We start from the raw sequence: 16,470 nt of genomic DNA, 5'->3' as shown, positions 1-16,470 counted from the left end.
GTCGAATGGAAAGATCCCTTATGCCGGATTACGGGGCATAGGGGATCTTTTTTTGCAGCCTATTACAAGGACCAGCGGATAATGACGCCTGCCTGCGTCAAGCCTCCCCCGAAACCGAACAGCAGCATTTGCTGTCCATTCCGAACGGAGCCCGCCTTGACCGCTTCATCGAGTGCGAGCGGGATCGACGCGGCCGACGTATTTCCGTACCATTTGATGCTGCTTAGCGTCTTGTCAAGCGTAAAGCCGGTCCGTTCGCACAAGGCTTCTATGATGCGCATATTCGCACTATGCGGAATAAACCAGTCGATGTCGGCTGTCGTTAATCCGCTTCGCTCCAAAAGCGTATTTACGCTCTCCGCGACCTGGCTGACCGCCCACTTGTACACCTCGCGTCCGTTTTGCACAATCAGGCCGTTTGTCTTGATCTCCTCGCCGCCAAGGATGGAAGAAAGGCTGCTTCGGTACAGCAAATGACCGCGCGCGCCGTCTGTTTTGGAATACACCGCGAGAACGTCTCCTTGCCCTTCATCGCTTGCTTCCATCAGAATGGCGCCTGCTCCGTCACCGAACAAAATGCACGTCGTACGGTCCGTATAATCCGTGATTTTGGATAAAGTCTCGGCGCCGATGACCAGCACCTTGCGGTATGCCCCGGACAGCAGCAGCCCGTTAGCGAGCTGGATGGCTGCGGTAAAGCCTGCGCATGCCGCCTGAATGTCCGCCGTCCCGCAGCCTTCAATGCCGAAATGAGACTGGACTTGTGAGGCAACGCTTGGAAATACGGCATCGGGCGTGGAGGTAGCGGCAATAATATAATCGACGTCGGTTATGGAGATGTTATAGCGTTCGATCATGTTTTGTACGGCAGCGACGCCAAGATGGCTCGTGAATTGACATTCCGCCGCGATATGGCGCTCGCGGATGCCGGTGCGCTGCACGATCCATTCATCGTTCGTGTCTACCAGCTTCTCTAAATCCGCATTCGTTAAAATCCGTTCCGGCACGTATGAGCCGATTGCAGTAATGACGGCATTGGAGCGTACCCCGGATCGAACATTCGCATTCATCAAACACACATCCTTTCGAATTTAGTACCAAGTGCTAGTAGTTGATACTAATTTACTTTATCGTGCTTTCCTTGTCAATGCCGGCCTAGAGGAGAGTTTGAATACCGTTCCGGAAGAGATAGAAGTGTTAATAGAAAGCAAGATTATGGTACGATAAACATATATTTCTTTTATTAAAATGATATAATTTATGGTAGAAAGGCGGTGATGCGGGGGACGACCCGTCTGCAGGAAGGAACGGTTATTTCAATGGAATCGAGAGGAGTTTGTCATGGGCAAATTTACGAGGATTGTCATCACGGGCGATGATGACATCCGTTATATCCGCTTTGAGCGGGACGGCGTTAAGTATGCCGCCAAGTGGTTGAGCTTTAACGTTGTCGAGAATATCGCGGATGAAGGCAATCTGAAGCAATTGCGTCTGGAGAAAAAAGCCGCCGAGCTGAACGCCCGTTACTGGTACATGAAAGAAGACGACCTCGATGGCGACGAGCCGCCTGACCGCTTGACGCTGTATAGTGACGATTACAGCATCGGAATTACGACGTCCCGCTCCATCTCGGGCTGGTACGGCACGTTCCGGGAAGCGCTTAACCTGACGGTGGAAGCGTTCGACCGGGTATCCACCAATCCCTTTGGCCGCTACGACAACGCATCGGACGGACCGAAGCGGATATTGGTCGTACCGAAGAAGTCGCTTCCTACCTATAAAGCCTTTTTCGAAGATCCCAACACCAGCCGGAAAATTCACCATCCGCTGGAAATCCGGGACACGGCGCCGACCGGCTTCGATCTGGTCGGCATCACGAAGGCTTTCTCCGTCTATGTGCCGAAAAAAGCCTTTCCCGTGATCGCGCAGCCGGACGTCAGCCTGGCGTTCGACGTGCACGGGGAGCGATTTAACGACACGTTCATCCAAGCAGCGGCGAAGCGCACGCTTAATGCCCGGATTACCCCGGATCAGGTACAAGCTTGGATGGGCCAGAAACGGAATCCGCAGCAATCGACCGTCATGAACGGCCACTCTGCGGGTGAAGTGGCCGCCGACCTCAAGCTGCCTGACGTCGATTACGAATGGCTTCATCTCGTTGCCCATTCGTTCGGCCCGGCACAATCGCTCGCAACCCCGCAGCACCGGAATAATCTGGTGCTGGGAACTTCGGCCAGCAACTCCCAGATGCTGGAGCATGAATCGAAGATCCAGCTGTATGCCCTATTCGCGGAATTTACTGTTGACCTGAAGGTGACGGTCAATTGCGTAAAGCTCGGGACGAAACGGTTCGCGACTTGGCTGGCGACGGACATTAATTATGACTATCGGGTGCTCGATACTTCGAAGAAGCCGAATAAGGTCATTTTCACCGAGGAGGTGACCTTTAACCCTTTCCTCGGCGCCACGCCTTCGCTGGCGGAATTTCTGGCGGCCAGGGAATTCCTCGGGCCCTCCGTGAAAAAGCAAAAAACAAGCAGTGTCAAGACGAACATGTTTTTCGTCATGCCCGGCGTGCCGGTTGTCCCCTCTGAGCCGCTTACCGAAGCGTCGGTCAAGGCGCTCCTGCCGGACCGTTATCTTCCGCTTGGTCTGAAGCTTGCGGCAATTGATCTCAAGCCTGCGGAGGAGCATGCAGGACCGCTGATCGGCGGCATGAAATCCCCGGCACCGAAGTTGCTCCGCAATCTAAGCACTAGCCTGGACGAGAATCCGGGTTTTACGTTCACGGCCACAGGGTCATCGCTCGGCAAGCCGGACATACCGGTTCGGGGAGCCGTGCTGAAGGACGGTCAGCCGGTGGCGACCACGATGACAATCGCGAAGAACGGATTCGTCTTTACGGATTTGTTCAAAAACCTCGCCATCGAACATGTCGACCTCTTCATTCTGGATGATGTGAACCTTCACTTGGTCGCGGGCAGTGAAGGCGCCCCAAATCAGCTGCTGCTGGATGGCGTGCTCCGGATGGACAGCGGTTCTCTGGCGGCCTTCAAGAGTTTGCTCGGCCTGGAGCAGGGCATCTTTATTAGCGGGCAATTGGATTTCCAAGGTTCATCCTTGGACGAGAAGCTGGAGATGCAGGAATTGACGCTGGCCAGCGCCGCGACGTTCCGGGCTTCCCTGCCGGGCGGTCTGACGCTCGTATCGGGGGCCCTGCAGATCAGCATCGGCCCCAGCCTGGATAATGTGGCGTTAACCGAGGGCTGGTACATCTCCGCCTTTATCGGCGCAACCATGGAGATCGGCGCATTGGGCGGCGAGCAGCCGGCGATTCTGGATGCGTCCTTGGCGTATCAGGACGGATCGGTCTATCTCCATGCCGAGGCGCTCGGTATTACGGACGTATTCGGCATTCCTGGCTTCACGCTGGATTCCCTGGCGGTGCAAGGAAGCATCGGTTCCGTTAACGATTTGCAGATTATCGCCCGGCTGTCCACTGGCGTGCAGCATTACAGCTTCCTGGGAGAGCTGTCCGAAAGCCGGGCCGGCATCATCGCTTCGGCGGAGAACTTTTCGCTCCACGACGTGGCGGACCTGTTCTTCCTGCTGTCCGGGGAGCAGCTGGCGCTTCCGGAATATGACATGACGTTCGAACAGGTCTTCGTGGGATTGGCAACAAGTGAAGGGACCGTTGCCGGCCAACCGTTGTCTAAAGGGTTGACGGTCCGCTGCGACTTGACGGTCCATGGCCACCGCGTCGGCGCGGAGGCAATCCTTTCGACGGACGGGGTCTCTTTCTCGGGGACGCTCGGGGATCTCGATATCGGCCCCTTGTCGTTCAAGGAGGCGAGACTCTCCCTGGATCTGTACCGGGCTTCTTCCGGGAAACCGACGGACTTCGCGATCCGGGGCGCCGTCGTCATCGAAGGTGTGGAAGTTGACGGCGAGGTCCGTTATGAGAAGCAATCGAACGGCTGGGGCGCGGTCGTGTATGCCCGGTTAGGAACGGACGGCTTCCGGTTGTCGAAGGTCATCCCGGCCGTGAAAGGAACGTTTGCGGATTCCTTGGCCTTTGAAGATGCGGTCTTCATTTATGCGTCCCAGGAAGGAGCGGTCCAGTCGCCTGCTTTCGCCTACCCTGTCCGGCAGGGCGTCCAGCTGATGGGCAGGCTGCAGGAGGTACCGGCACTCTCGGGGCTGACCCGTTCCGCTCAGTCGGGACTGATTTTCAGCGCCCACTTCGGTACGGCGACCGATATCGGAATCGACGTGAACGACATGAAGCTGGACCTGGGCCGCGGCGTCACGACGGACCCGTTCCGGATCCGAATCGTGCTGACGCCCGTGCCGGCCTTCCAGCTGATATTCGGGATGAATGTTAGGATGTCGAGTCAGGAGCAGCCGCTCCATTTTGACCTCATGCTGGAGGTTGGAGCGGCGGAAGCCCGCGGATCGGCCACGATGAAAAATTGGTGGGAGGCGCCCTTCGGCATTAACGGACTGAAGATCGGCCCGGCCGTCGCATTGCAGCTCGGCATTATCTATGCTGAGTTCGCTTCGACAGGCCTGCCTTCCGAGTTCGGACTCGCCGGCGGAATGGCGATCGGGGAGGTCGAAGCGCAGATGGCCGTGAATATATCGGAGGATCCGACGCGCGAGATTTTAATGGGCTCCCTCACGCGTCTTGCCCCGCAGGATCTGGTCCGCTTCGCCAATCTGCTGACCGGTCTCAGCCTTCCGCCCGAAGCGGTTCCGAACTTCCTGGAATTCAGGGATTTGCTGCTGTACATTGCGCCAAGCGGGGGGACGATCGGTACCCTGACGTTTGAGCAGGGCTTCAGCTTCGGGGGCAAGATGCTCCTGTTCGGCAAGATGGCTTCCATCTTTACGAGAGTGGCGAAGGACGGTGTGGTGGCGAAGGGCTCGCTCGACCATTTGGCGCTCGGGCCGCTGGAGATCCGCGGCCATCAAGGACCGGATGCAAGGTTCGACCTGGAGATGACGGCTGCCCGGCAAAGCCTGCTCATCGACGGCGCTATCGTATTTTTCGGCGTGGACGCGGAGCTGTTCGTGGACTTGTCGAACAAGGGGCTTCATTTCTACTTTGAGCTCGGCTTCCTCGATGTCATGAAGTTTGTCGTCCAGGGAGACAGTAAAGGATCGCTGTCTCAGCCGGATCAACTTGATTTCCGCCTGTACGCGTTGTTTCAGAGCGACTTGACCCTCTATCTGAAAACGACGGTTGTCCAGAAGTTGAGGCAGGCGATGGATATCGTCGAGCATGATATCGATGTCGTCAAGCAAAGGGTAGACGCCGCCGAACAGGTCTATTTGCAGCAGTTCACTCCGGCTGAAGCTGAGCTTCGCGAAGCGCAGCAGGCGGCAGAGAGGTATTTGCAGCAGCTGCAGGACCATGTGGCGGAGGAGAAGCGCAGATTCGACGATGCCTTGAATGAGGCGCAGCGGAACGTGGAGGCGGCCCGATCGGCATATGACGACGCGCTCCAGCAGGCGCAGAATGCAGTGGAACAGGCACAGCGGGACTACGATTCGGCTATGCGGCAGGCCCAGGATGCGATTACGCAGGCGCAAGCCGAATATGATCAGGCGATGAACAGCGCCCAGCAGGCAGTGAATGACGCGGAACGAGCTTACAACAATGCTATGAACGATGCGATCGGGAAGGTGCAGAATGCCCGGAACAGCGTCGGTTCGATGCAGCGCGAAATTGATGATGCCGTTCATCAGCTGAAGCATCTGCATTGGTATGAATATACGTATAAAGGGCCAGCCTTAAGCGCTAAGATCGCCGGGCTAGAGGTGGCGATGCAGACGGCTACAGGCGTCCTGTATGCCGCCGAAGGCTTTCTGAACGGGCTGAAATACGGGGGGCAATATACGGCGCTGGAGAGCGCCCGGCAGACGCTGGAGGCCGTTCGCTTCGGCGTCAAATATGCGGCGCTGGAAACGGCAAAGCAGACGCTGGAGGGCGTCCGGATCGGCGGGCATTACACCGCGCTTGAAGCGGCGAAGCAGACGCTGGCCGCCGTGCGCACCGGCACGGAGTATACGTTGTGGCAGACGGCGCTGCAGGCGCTTCATGCCGTACAGCAGACCGGCCGCGCCGCCTTGACTGAGGCTGAGGCGGCGCTCTCGGGCATCGGCCAATCGGCGGTTTATCTGGCTTTGGAAGCCGCGAAGCAAAGCTTGGAGCTGATCAAGACCGGCACGGCCGCCGCCGCATTCGAAAGCGCCAAAGTGGCGCTCGAAGCGGCAAGGCACGGGGCGGAGGGCATGCTGGCCCTCGCGGCCTATGCGGCCGAGCATGCGGGCGACCTGTTCGACCTGAAGCGTGTGGAGCTGTCCGGCTCGCTGCAGGAAGCGAAGCAGGGCAAGCTGTTGACGACCTCTATCGAGGCAGCCGTTCTCGGCCATGATTACCGGCTGCAGCTCGACTTTGACGTTCGCGAGGCCGGCAAGCTGATCGAGGACATGTTCAAGCATGCCCTGGACGAAGCGGTTCGTCTGGCGAAAGGGTAAGGGTAACCTCAGCCGGGGCAGTTGATCAGATAGGGTCACGAACAATAGGACGATATCCCGATGTTACGAGGGCGATATCGTCCTATTTGCGCGTGGAAAATAAAAGGGTCGATACTTATTTTCATTGCTCGCCAGGATGTATGCAAACATCGACGCAGGGAATATAAACTATGCAGCAGCGCCAAGTGAGCTGAATTCTCCGACATTCCTAAATCCGCTGTCATGACGTCGAACGTGGCCATTTTTGGCAACGCCTGCCGCTACGCTTGGACTCAACCACAGCCCTCCGGCAGTTCAAGGGGCTTTCGCGGCATATCCTCCCTATGGTCGCATATCGTTTGTCGGAAGGATTCATCATGCAGATCAAGAGTAAGGTAGGATCTAAAAACCTTGACTTTATCTACGCATAATTATTTCGATATTTTTTCAACCCGTCAGGTATTTTAGTACATTATTTATAATAAAATTATTTAGTCGCTCCTTTCTATTGAAAGGGGCGAAATCTTCACTGATACCAGCGTCAACCGTCTAACTGGACTGGCCAGCCCGTTGCGACGACCTTCAATTTGGCGGTTCGAACAGCTGAATATATTGTTATTCAAACGAAAGTATGAGGCCTTCTCCCGATGAATGATCGATTTGCTTATAGTAAGCCTGTTCAATAGAGGGGCGTGAGTACGATTAGAATCTATATTGCGAATGATGGGGATACGCTAAAAACCATCACGAAAAAATTGGATGTCGATTTGGCAGAGCTCATCTCCCTGAATCCGGATATTATGAGTCCGGATCTGAATATAGCAGGCAAAGCTATCAATCTTCCTTCATCCACAAGGCCGGTTACAGAACAGAACAATATACCAACATGTCCGCCTTTCCAACCGTCGTATCCCCTTTATCATTGGATTCCGTTGACCTCGCTGGAGGAGATGAAACAAGCGGACTATGATGTTATCATTGTTGGAACCGGAGGCGGGGGCGGCTCTGTTCTTAGGAGATTATGTGAAAATTGGAAAAATAATAATAAACGAATCGGCGTCATTGAAAGAGGAGACCTATTGCTGCCGACACACGCACGTAACTTGGCTACTATGGATAGTGAACGTCTTAATAATTTATTTGGAACGATTTCCGAACCGATTGGAAAATGTCTTCCGATGTTCCCAGGTGCAAGGATCCTGAATGCCTTAGGCGGAAAAACCTTATTTTGGGGATTAGTCACTCCAAGAATGCCGATTTCCGACCTGTTAGAATGGCCGGTTGATATAAGGGAGATGGAATTCTACTATAGAACTGCCGAACAAGCCATGGATGTCACACATGAATATTCAAAGGGTTCTGCAATTCAATCTATATTGCTTCAGCGGCTTCAGAACAGTGGTTATTACGATGCAATACAATTCCCTATTGCCGTTGACCTGAAACCCACAACTAATGGAGAAATACATTCAAACGTAAATTGGAGCTCGATCAATTTTCTTGCCTATGCCTTATATCGTAAAAAGTATGATTTGGCTGTTAATGCAAAGGCTGTTCAAATCTTGGTGGAAAACGGTAAAACTGCCGGTGTAAAAGTGATGTCGCGGGAAAAGAAGCCTTATTTCCTTAAAGCCAAGTCTGTTGTTTTGTCGGCAGGTACTTTTGAAACCACCAGAATTTTGTTGAATTCAGGAATTCAGGGAAGCGCAATCGGCCATTATTTGGTCGATCATTCCTATTTAACGGCTGTCGGGAAAATCAATCGCAGAGAACTTCCTGAAGATTTAGGGACTTTAGGCATTATAGTTCCCCAAACCAATTATCGCTCTTACCAAATTCAAATTGGCGGTCCGTTTGGAAATCAAGGAGACTATTTTTGGCATCAGCCTTATCGGGAAAAACCATTGCTCGAAGAAGAGCTGAAGGTTGGTTTTACTGGATACGGGAAAGTTGAATCGCGTTTCGATAACATGATGTTTCTGGACCCCGTCAGGAAGGATGAATATGGACTTCCGGAAATCCAGGTGAATTACTCATACAGTGAAAAAGATAGAGATATCATTAATCAAATGTTTACAGCGATCGAACAAGTCTCCGAAATCATGCAAACACCAATAGATAGAATAGATGGAAGGCCGGATATTTGTCAGAGACCTCCCGGATCGGATTATCATGCAGCGGGGACTTGCCGAATGGGTGACAATCCTTCAACTTCATCAACGAATCGGTATGGCCAAATTCATAATGTGCCTGGCCTATATGTGGCAGATAACAGCATTTTGCCTACTATCGGCGGAGTAAATCCTACGTTATCCACTGTCGCCTTGGCGATCCGTACGGCAGATTATATCGCAAAAGAGTGTGAAGCTGGAATCCCGGTTACTAGTGCAAGGCAAACTCAACCTGTGTTTAATGAACCTTACCGTCCGCAGTTTCACTTTACCCCAATTCGAAATTGGATGAATGACCCCAACGGATTGGTTTATTTTAAAGGAGAGTATCATCTTTTCTACCAGTATAATCCATTTGGGAACGAATGGGGGAACATGAGCTGGGGACACGCAATCAGCAAGGATCTCGTACATTGGAAGCACTTGCCTGTGGCCCTGGAACCCGATCATCTGGGTATGATTTTCTCCGGCTCCGCAGTAGTGGATGAACGTAATACAAGCGGATTTTTCACGGATAAATCCGGCGGTTTGGTGGCGATCTATACAAGCTCTGGAGAAACCCAACAGCAAAGTATTGCGTACAGCACTGATAACGGACGAACGTGGACCAAATACGCAGGAAATCCTGTTATTCCGAATCCAGGGATCAAAGATTTTCGTGATCCGAAAGTTTTTTGGCACAACCAAACACAACGTTGGATTATGGTTCTCTCCGCCGGCGATAAAGTCATGTTTTATGCATCCCCAAATTTAAAAACCTGGACATATCTAAGTGAGTTCGGCGCGAAGGATGGGGATCATTCCGGGGTTTGGGAGGTTCCTGAATTATTTGAACTTCCGGTGGACGGTAACCCGACTCATACGAAATGGGTATTAAAGGTGGACATCAACCCCGGCGAGAAAAATCTAGGGTCCCGCGGTCAATATTTTATAGGCCGCTTCGACGGAACGAATTTTATCAATGAACATTCGCCCGATAAGGTTCTATGGGTTGACTACGGGAAGGATTTTTATGCTTCCTTATCTTGGGAGAATTTGCCTGAACGGCGAGTATGGATTGCATGGATGAGTAACTGGCAATATGCGAATAAGACACCTACCTCACCATGGCGTGGGGCCATGTCGATACCGCGTGAAGTCGCTTTAAAGACGATACCGCAAGAGGGGATCAGGCTGGTGCAAGCCCCTGTTCGCGAACTGCAGCTGCTTCGGACGAATTTCAAAAAATTGAGTGAACCAGAAATGATTTCGCCTGGTTCAAATCTGCTTACCGGCCTTCAAGAGGATACTTATGAAATTATCGCCGAATTTGAATTGGATTCCGCAACAGAATTCGGTTTTAAAGTGCGAAAAGGAGATCGCGAAGAAACAATCGTCGGATACGATGCAATTAACTCACAGATGTTCGTCAACAGGACAAATTCGGGGAATACGCAATTCAGTCCGCTTTTTCCTGGCGAATATCGGGCTCCATTGTCCATTGTCCGTAATCGGATCAAACTGCACATCTTCGTTGACCGCTCATCCGTGGAAGTATTCGGTAATGGAGGAGAACGGGTAATCACGAGCTTGATTTTTCCTTCTCAGGAAAGCCGGGGTGTCGAGCTTTATGCCAAAAATGGAAATGTTAATTTGATCGTCTTGAATATTTTTCATGTAAAGAGCGTTTGGAGAGACAATTAGATCATCTCAAAATGAAAAAATGGTTGAGCAGGTAAAGCCCTCTGCTCAACCATTTTTTTCATTACATTCATTAGTTTCAAGTGCAGCCAGAGAAAGGGAATGAGACCCTTTATAGGAATTGACAAAGACAAAGTAATCGTTTACATTAGGTGAAGTAAACGTTTTCTTTAAAGCAAGATTAGGAGTATTTGAGAAGAAGGCAACAAATACATCAGAAACTGCAGAAAGTAGGTGTATCGACTTTTTTTTATAACCTGCGTAATCGTTTACCTATCTTCCGGATGTAGTGAAGCTTATCCCAGTCTCGAAGTTTTCAAAGATATGTGAATCAACGGGAGGGAGTAGTCAAATGAAGGAGTTTTTTTATCGTCCTAACAATGCCTGGGTTGGAGACGTGATTCCATATTTTGAGGATAATGAGTTTAAACTTTTTTATCTCCACGGCTGGAGAGAGAATTATCAGGAAGGTCTAGATCGTGGCTGGCATCTCATTGGAACAAATGATTTCTGCAATTATCGCGAGTATGGGGCCTGCAAAATTCTGGGCGGAACAGGTCACGTTCTAAAGGTGGAGAACACTTATCACCTTTTCTATTGCATCTTTCCCGAAGGGAAGCAACTGGTCTGCCATGCAACCGGCACGGATTTGATGAACTGGACAACAATACCGGAGGATACCTTCTCAGCGGATAACCAAATCTACGAGTTCTCTGATTGGCGTGATCCCTTTGTGTTTTGGAACGAAGAGGAGGGGCAATATTGGATGCTTCTTGCCGCGATGGCCAAGGGACCTTCCAATCGCAAGGGTTGCGTGGCCCTGCTCACCTCAAAGGATTTGAAGAAGTGGGCATATCGTGAACCGCTCTATTCGCCGAATATCCATGTCGGGGCACACGAATGCCCAGATTTGTTCCGGATAGGAGAATGGTGGTATTTGGTTTACTCTAACTACACGGACCGGTTCGCAACCTTCTACCGCATGAGCCGCTCCTTGAATGGTCCATGGATTACACCAAAGGTTGATACTTTCGACGGTCGGGCGTTTTATGCGGCGAAGTCGGTATCGGACGGTCAGAAGCGGTATTTATTCGGCTGGAACCCGACGAAGAACGACGATTTGTTTGGCTGGAACCCTCCTAAGCACCCCGGTAAAGATTATGATACATGGGACTGGGGCGGCAACCTCGTAGTCCATGAGATCATTCAGCGACCGGATGGTACGCTTGCGGTAAAAGTGCCGGATTCAGTGAATGCAGCGTTTTCGGTCGAGCAACCATTCAATGTGGAAGGGATAACAGGTACGTGGACTTCGCCAGACTTAGACGTGCTTGCGTGCGAATCTCCATATGCGTTTGCCGGTAGTTTGGGGCTAGATGATTTGCCGGATCGATGCAGAGTATCGTTGGAAATTTGTTTCTCGGAACAGACGCAGGGGACCGGTGTCATGCTGCGTGCGGGGGCGGGACTGGATGACGCTTACTATGTGACGATGGAGCCACAGCGCAATAGGGTCACGTTTCGTGGACCAATCATGCAGAGCGAGGATGGGGGGAAAACATTTCCATATGAGGTCGAGCTGGAGCGGCCGATCGAACTGCAGCCTGACCATTACCATGAGCTTCTGATTTTCATCGATGGCTCGATCTGCGAGATTTATATAAACGGGGATACTGCGATGAGCGCTAGAATGTACGATATCGAACGAGGTAAGCTCGGGTTGTTCGTAAGTCAAGGGAATGCTCAATTCAAGCGTGTGAAGGTTGAGACAGTTTAAGGAAGATCGGAAACGATCTGATGAACAATAGACTCCCAATTTGGGGGTCTTTCTTTCATTTGATATAATGAGAAAAATCAAATTCGGAATAAAGGGGCTGTGATCGCGTTAAAGTTCCGGTTATCGCAGCTGGTGGCATTATGGATGGCCGGGGACTTGTTGCCGCTCTAGCACTTGGAGCTCAAGGGGTACAAATGGGGACAAGATTTTTGACTTCTTTTGAATCTGGAGCTCATGAAGTCTACAAGGACGCACTTTTGCAAAGCAACGAAGAAAGTACAGTAATCACAAAAGCATTTTCCGGGCGTCCAGCGAGAGGTATAGTCAATAAATTTATTAATTATTGGGACGAAAACGGGGTCGATCCACTCCCATTTCCTGATTCAGTTTCGTTTGTTCCATATCCTGCACATCTCCAGTGCTTCTTTAGAATTATCGCTCCCGCGTTTCAACAGGTCTGAGCCCTTTTAACGGGCTTTATTTTCTTTAATCAAGACAAATACCCGGTCATGCCAATTACTTAGACATACAATACAATTTGTAATCCATGTTTTTTAGGAGGTTATAAAAACGAATGAAAAAGAAGTCGAGAAGACTGTCCTTGCACGGAGAAATCATTAAAAGTTCTTTTAATGAGCTCGAACAGTTAGAAACTCGTACGAATATCCGTCCAAAATCGCCTAACATTCAAGTAATTGATTCTTCCTTTAAGCCGACCCAAATAAAACGAACGTCATTCTAATCTCTCTCTTTACGACCAGACTGCCAAGCGGACGTAGAAGCAAACGGCTAACGACGGCTATTATAATCCCCAGATAGGCGGGCAAGGCTACGCTCCCGAATCGGCATGGTCCCGAGGCTCCGCATGGGCGGTTTATGGACTGACTCTGGCTTACCATCATACGGGAAAGAAGGAGTACTTGACCTCCGCCATTCTAACGGCGAGCTTCTTCCTAAGGACTTGGCGGGGACCATGTGCCTGCATGGGATTTTCGCGCTCCTCAGCCGTTACAGAGCCTGCGCGACACCTCCGCCGGAGCATGCGCAGCGAGCGGTCTATTGCTCCTGGCAGAAAAAACAAGCGGGGAAGATTCGGAGCTGTATAGTTCGCGAGGCGAACAGATTCTAAAATCATTGTTCGAGCGTTATGGCGCGTGGAACAATCCTGACGAAGAAGGATTGTTGCTCCATGGTACCGGCAATTATCCTCAAGGTTCGAATATCGACATTCCGCTCATCTACGGCGATTATTATTTTGTCGAAGGCTTGGCGCGGTTGAAGGGCTAAGTGCCATTTTATTGGGAATAAGAAAGGTTGAGATCCGTGTTATACAGCAATCCGGTTAGCGGCAATACATTGAATAATAAGGATGGTTTGCGCGAAGCTTTTTTTCAAATAACGGAACCTCTGAATGGGTTGTACAGCGAAGGAGGGGCGCGTCACCAAATCAGAGGAGCTGGAGCCGGGCATACCGGGAATACTGCCGATCTCAATACGGAGATCCGGGCGCATTGTAGTTTTTAGCCATAATCAGATTCGGATAGGCGTAACCCACAGTCAGAATTCCTGCCGCATCGAATATCGGCTGCTTGAACTAGCAGCGAAGATTCCGAAGCAGCAGTCCCTTCACCACGCCTGGAGTCAGCACATCCGACAGCTCGTTTATCTTAATGCGAATACAAATGTGCTGCATCCCCGAACGGTACTTCCGATGCTTCAAGCTCAGCTGGCGCCTGGGAGCCAGCTGTTGGCATCCATGATCTTCGGTCAGTCAGGCCGTTGTACGGCTGGAAGTTATCAGGAAGTACTTTCCGGACTTGGCGTAACGTTCTTAAATAAGGAAATAAGCATCCTTACATGCAACAAGGAAGCCATTACTATTCAACTGGATAAGTAACCGTTCAGCTGTCATAAAAAAATCCGAATCCAGCCATTTTCAAGCTTATTTTCGTTTCAACCAGAACCATGTACTGGTGAAATCGCCAGGCAATCGGGGGACTGTCAGACCAAAACTCATAAGACTGTCGCCTGTCAATACCTCTTCAGAATCCTGCATCACATACCGATACTCCGGATTAAGTCCCTTTAAGCGAAGCCGCTTATGGGAAACATTTGGTTCTGCCAGCACGCGGAAGTAGAAAACTAATGCTTCCGCTTGATCTTCGGAAACGAATATCCACGCCGTCTCATTACCTTGGAAAGGGTCCTTCAGCCTGTATAAATCGCCTTGTTGTACCAACGAGCGAATATTCTTATATAGACTGACCTGTTCCTTGACTGTTTCCTTCTCCTCGTCGGTAAAGCGAGTTAAATCGAGCTCATAGCCGAAATTTCCGGACATGGCAACGTCACCGCGGGTTGTAAGGGGGGTTATACGTTCTACCTGATGGTTAGGCACCGCCGAGATATGCGCTCCAATGGTGCTTACAGGGTATACGATACTGGTGCCGTATTGGATTTTCAACCTTTCGATCGCATCCGTATTATCGCTAGTCCACGTCTGCGGCATATAATAGAGCATCCCTGGGTCAAACCGGCCGCCGCCGCTGGCGCAGCTTTCGAATAAAATTTGAGGGAATCGCCCCGTCAGCCGTTCAAGCAGCTCGTACAGCCCAAGCATATAACGATGCGCGATCTCTGCTTGGCGTTCAGCCGGATATTCCGCTGATCCGATCTCTGTCATATTCCGGTTCATGTCCCATTTGACATAGGTGATTGGTACGGTTGTAAAGATCTCTGATAAAGATTCGAAGAGATAATCCCGAACTTCTTGTCTGGATAAATCGAGCACCAGCTGCGTACGTGCTTCCGTACGGCGCCGGCCCTCGACATGCAAACACCAATCGGGATTGCGCCGGTAGAGATCGCTATCGGGAGATACCATTTCCGGTTCTACCCATAATCCAAATTCAAGTCCTAAGCGTTTGACACGCTCTGCCAAATCACTCAAGCCTTTAGGAAGTTTATTTTTATCGACAACCCAATCTCCGAGTGACGTCGTATCGTCATTTCGTTTGCCGAACCAGCCATCATCCAGTACAAACAATTCGATTCCGAGTTCCGCTCCGGCTTTCGCGATGGATTCGATCTTCTCCGCATCGAAATTGAAGTAGGTGGCTTCCCAGTTGTTTACCAATATAGGCCGTTCCCGGTCCCGATAGCTGCCCCGGACAAGCCGTGTCCGATACAGACGGTGAAGGGTACGCGACATGCCTCCGATTCCTTCTCCGGAGAAAACCATGACGGCTTCCGGCGTCTGGAAGCTTTCCCCCGGCTCGAGCTTCCAGGAGAAATCAAAATCGTTTAGGCCGATCGAAAAACGAGTGGAGCCGTATTGGTCGACTTCAGCCTCAGCTGTATAATTTCCCGAATAGACTAAGCTCAGACTATATACCTCGCCATGATCTTCATTCGTATTCGGCCGCATAAGCGCCATAAACGGATTCAGCTGATGGCTGCTTGCCCCTCTGCGGCTTTCAATGCGTGTAGTGCCCGGGCCGATTGCTCTTCGCTGAATATGACATTCTCTAGTCCAAGCTCCGGCTAAATAGAATGCCTCATAATCGGAATCAAACAGGTCGACGCTAGCGCTCAGTGCGCGAACAATTCGAACCGGACTTTCCCCGCTATGCTCGAAGCGTACTGATCGGGTAATCGCGTTATGATCGCGGAAAACGGAATAGAGAAGGATAACGTTTAAGCCTGAATAGGGATCTTTCAGCTCCAGCTCCAGCGTTTGAGCTTCTTCATCCGATTCGGTATATACGGCGGGAAGACCTTGAAGGCGCGGTTTGCCGTTCGTGATCCGGTGTGATTGATAAACCAGTTCGGTTACACGGCTCCCGTCCTCGAGCTGTACTTGATATGACGGATGCCGAAAATCGCCTGACCCGTATTGCGGGTATTCTTGTGGTAGTCTGTCAATCCAAGATTGTTGAGGATAATCCATTAATCGGCTGAGACTGTCATCATGCTGCAGCTTGCTCCCCCAATAGAGATGAACCGGATAACCGTTTACGATTCGAAAAATGTAGCTTGTGTTTAAGGCTTGCAAATGAAATAACTCTTTTTCTTTAACATAATGGATATTCATGTAATTCACTCCTTGTATAAGAGGTATTTAACATAACAAAACGGATGGGAAAATAACGAAATTATGCGCGATAGCTTTGGAATCAATCCTCATTTCAGCCGAGGCGGCATAAACTCAAATCCTCAATTCATTGCTAGTTCCACGCGTCTAATCTCTGTAACACAGAAGTCATTATATAATAGAGCGTTTGCATAATCAATATAAGTTATCATAAATTATGAATTTTG

General features: G+C 50.8%; 5 protein-coding genes and 3 pseudogenes. 5 read left to right on the top strand and 3 right to left on the bottom strand.

Going from position 1 to position 16,470, the window contains the following annotated elements; translation table 11 throughout:
• Positions 1-62 precede the first annotated feature (62 nt).
• Positions 63-1,070, bottom strand: a complete 1,008-nt coding sequence (locus tag KP806_RS08075; protein WP_224723048.1) for a ketoacyl-ACP synthase III — start codon at positions 1,068-1,070, stop codon at positions 63-65.
• Positions 1,071-1,341: 271 nt separating this feature from the next.
• On the opposite strand from KP806_RS08075, the gene KP806_RS08070 reads away from it, so the two are divergent.
• The 5 genes and pseudogenes from KP806_RS08070 to KP806_RS08045 form a co-directional block, all read left to right on the top strand.
• A complete protein-coding gene (locus tag KP806_RS08070; RefSeq protein WP_224723047.1) occupies positions 1,342-6,543 on the top strand; it encodes a coiled-coil domain-containing protein in 5,202 nt (1,733 codons plus the stop codon).
• Between the two features lie 671 nt (positions 6,544-7,214).
• Complete coding sequence (locus tag KP806_RS27760) at positions 7,215-10,376, top strand: GH32 C-terminal domain-containing protein (protein ID WP_318153507.1); 3,162 nt, start codon at positions 7,215-7,217, stop codon at positions 10,374-10,376.
• A gap of 349 nt (positions 10,377-10,725) precedes the next feature.
• Positions 10,726-12,150 carry a glycoside hydrolase family 32 protein gene (locus KP806_RS08055; protein WP_224723046.1) on the top strand — a complete coding sequence of 475 codons (1,425 nt, stop codon included), beginning with the start codon at positions 10,726-10,728 and terminating at the stop codon, positions 12,148-12,150.
• Positions 12,151-12,251: 101 nt separating this feature from the next.
• Positions 12,252-12,530: pseudogene (locus KP806_RS08050) on the top strand (NAD(P)H-dependent flavin oxidoreductase); the annotation flags it as partial.
• A gap of 435 nt (positions 12,531-12,965) precedes the next feature.
• Positions 12,966-13,437 (top strand): annotated as a pseudogene (locus KP806_RS08045) (glycoside hydrolase family 88 protein); the annotation flags it as partial.
• Positions 13,438-13,642: 205 nt separating this feature from the next.
• On the opposite strand, the pseudogene KP806_RS08040 reads toward KP806_RS08045, so the two are convergent.
• Together KP806_RS08040 and KP806_RS08035 are read right to left on the bottom strand one after the other, a co-directional pair.
• Positions 13,643-13,789, bottom strand: a pseudogene (locus KP806_RS08040) (DUF2264 domain-containing protein); the annotation flags it as partial.
• Positions 13,790-14,092: 303 nt separating this feature from the next.
• On the bottom strand, positions 14,093-16,243 hold the full coding sequence (locus KP806_RS08035; protein ID WP_224723045.1) for an alpha-galactosidase: 2,151 nt from the start codon (positions 16,241-16,243) through the stop codon (positions 14,093-14,095).
• Positions 16,244-16,470: the final 227 nt, after the last annotated feature.

The sequence above is a fragment of the Paenibacillus vietnamensis genome, assembly GCF_020169515.1.
Lineage (GTDB): Bacteria > Bacillota > Bacilli > Paenibacillales > Paenibacillaceae > Pristimantibacillus > Pristimantibacillus vietnamensis.
The sequence above is the reverse complement of the archived record's forward strand: the minus strand, read 5'-3'. Positions and strand labels throughout refer to the sequence as shown.

What these genes read in the sequence shown, in the direction of transcription:
- KP806_RS08075 (WP_224723048.1), bottom strand. Translation starts at nt 1,070, where the DNA reads ATGAATGCGAATGTTCGATCCGGGGTACGCTCCAATGCCGTCATTACT.
- KP806_RS08070 (WP_224723047.1), top strand. Translation starts at nt 1,342, where the DNA reads ATGGGCAAATTTACGAGGATTGTCATCACGGGCGATGATGACATCCGT.
- KP806_RS08055 (WP_224723046.1), top strand. Translation starts at nt 10,726, where the DNA reads ATGAAGGAGTTTTTTTATCGTCCTAACAATGCCTGGGTTGGAGACGTG.
- KP806_RS08035 (WP_224723045.1), bottom strand. Translation starts at nt 16,243, where the DNA reads ATGAATATCCATTATGTTAAAGAAAAAGAGTTATTTCATTTGCAAGCC.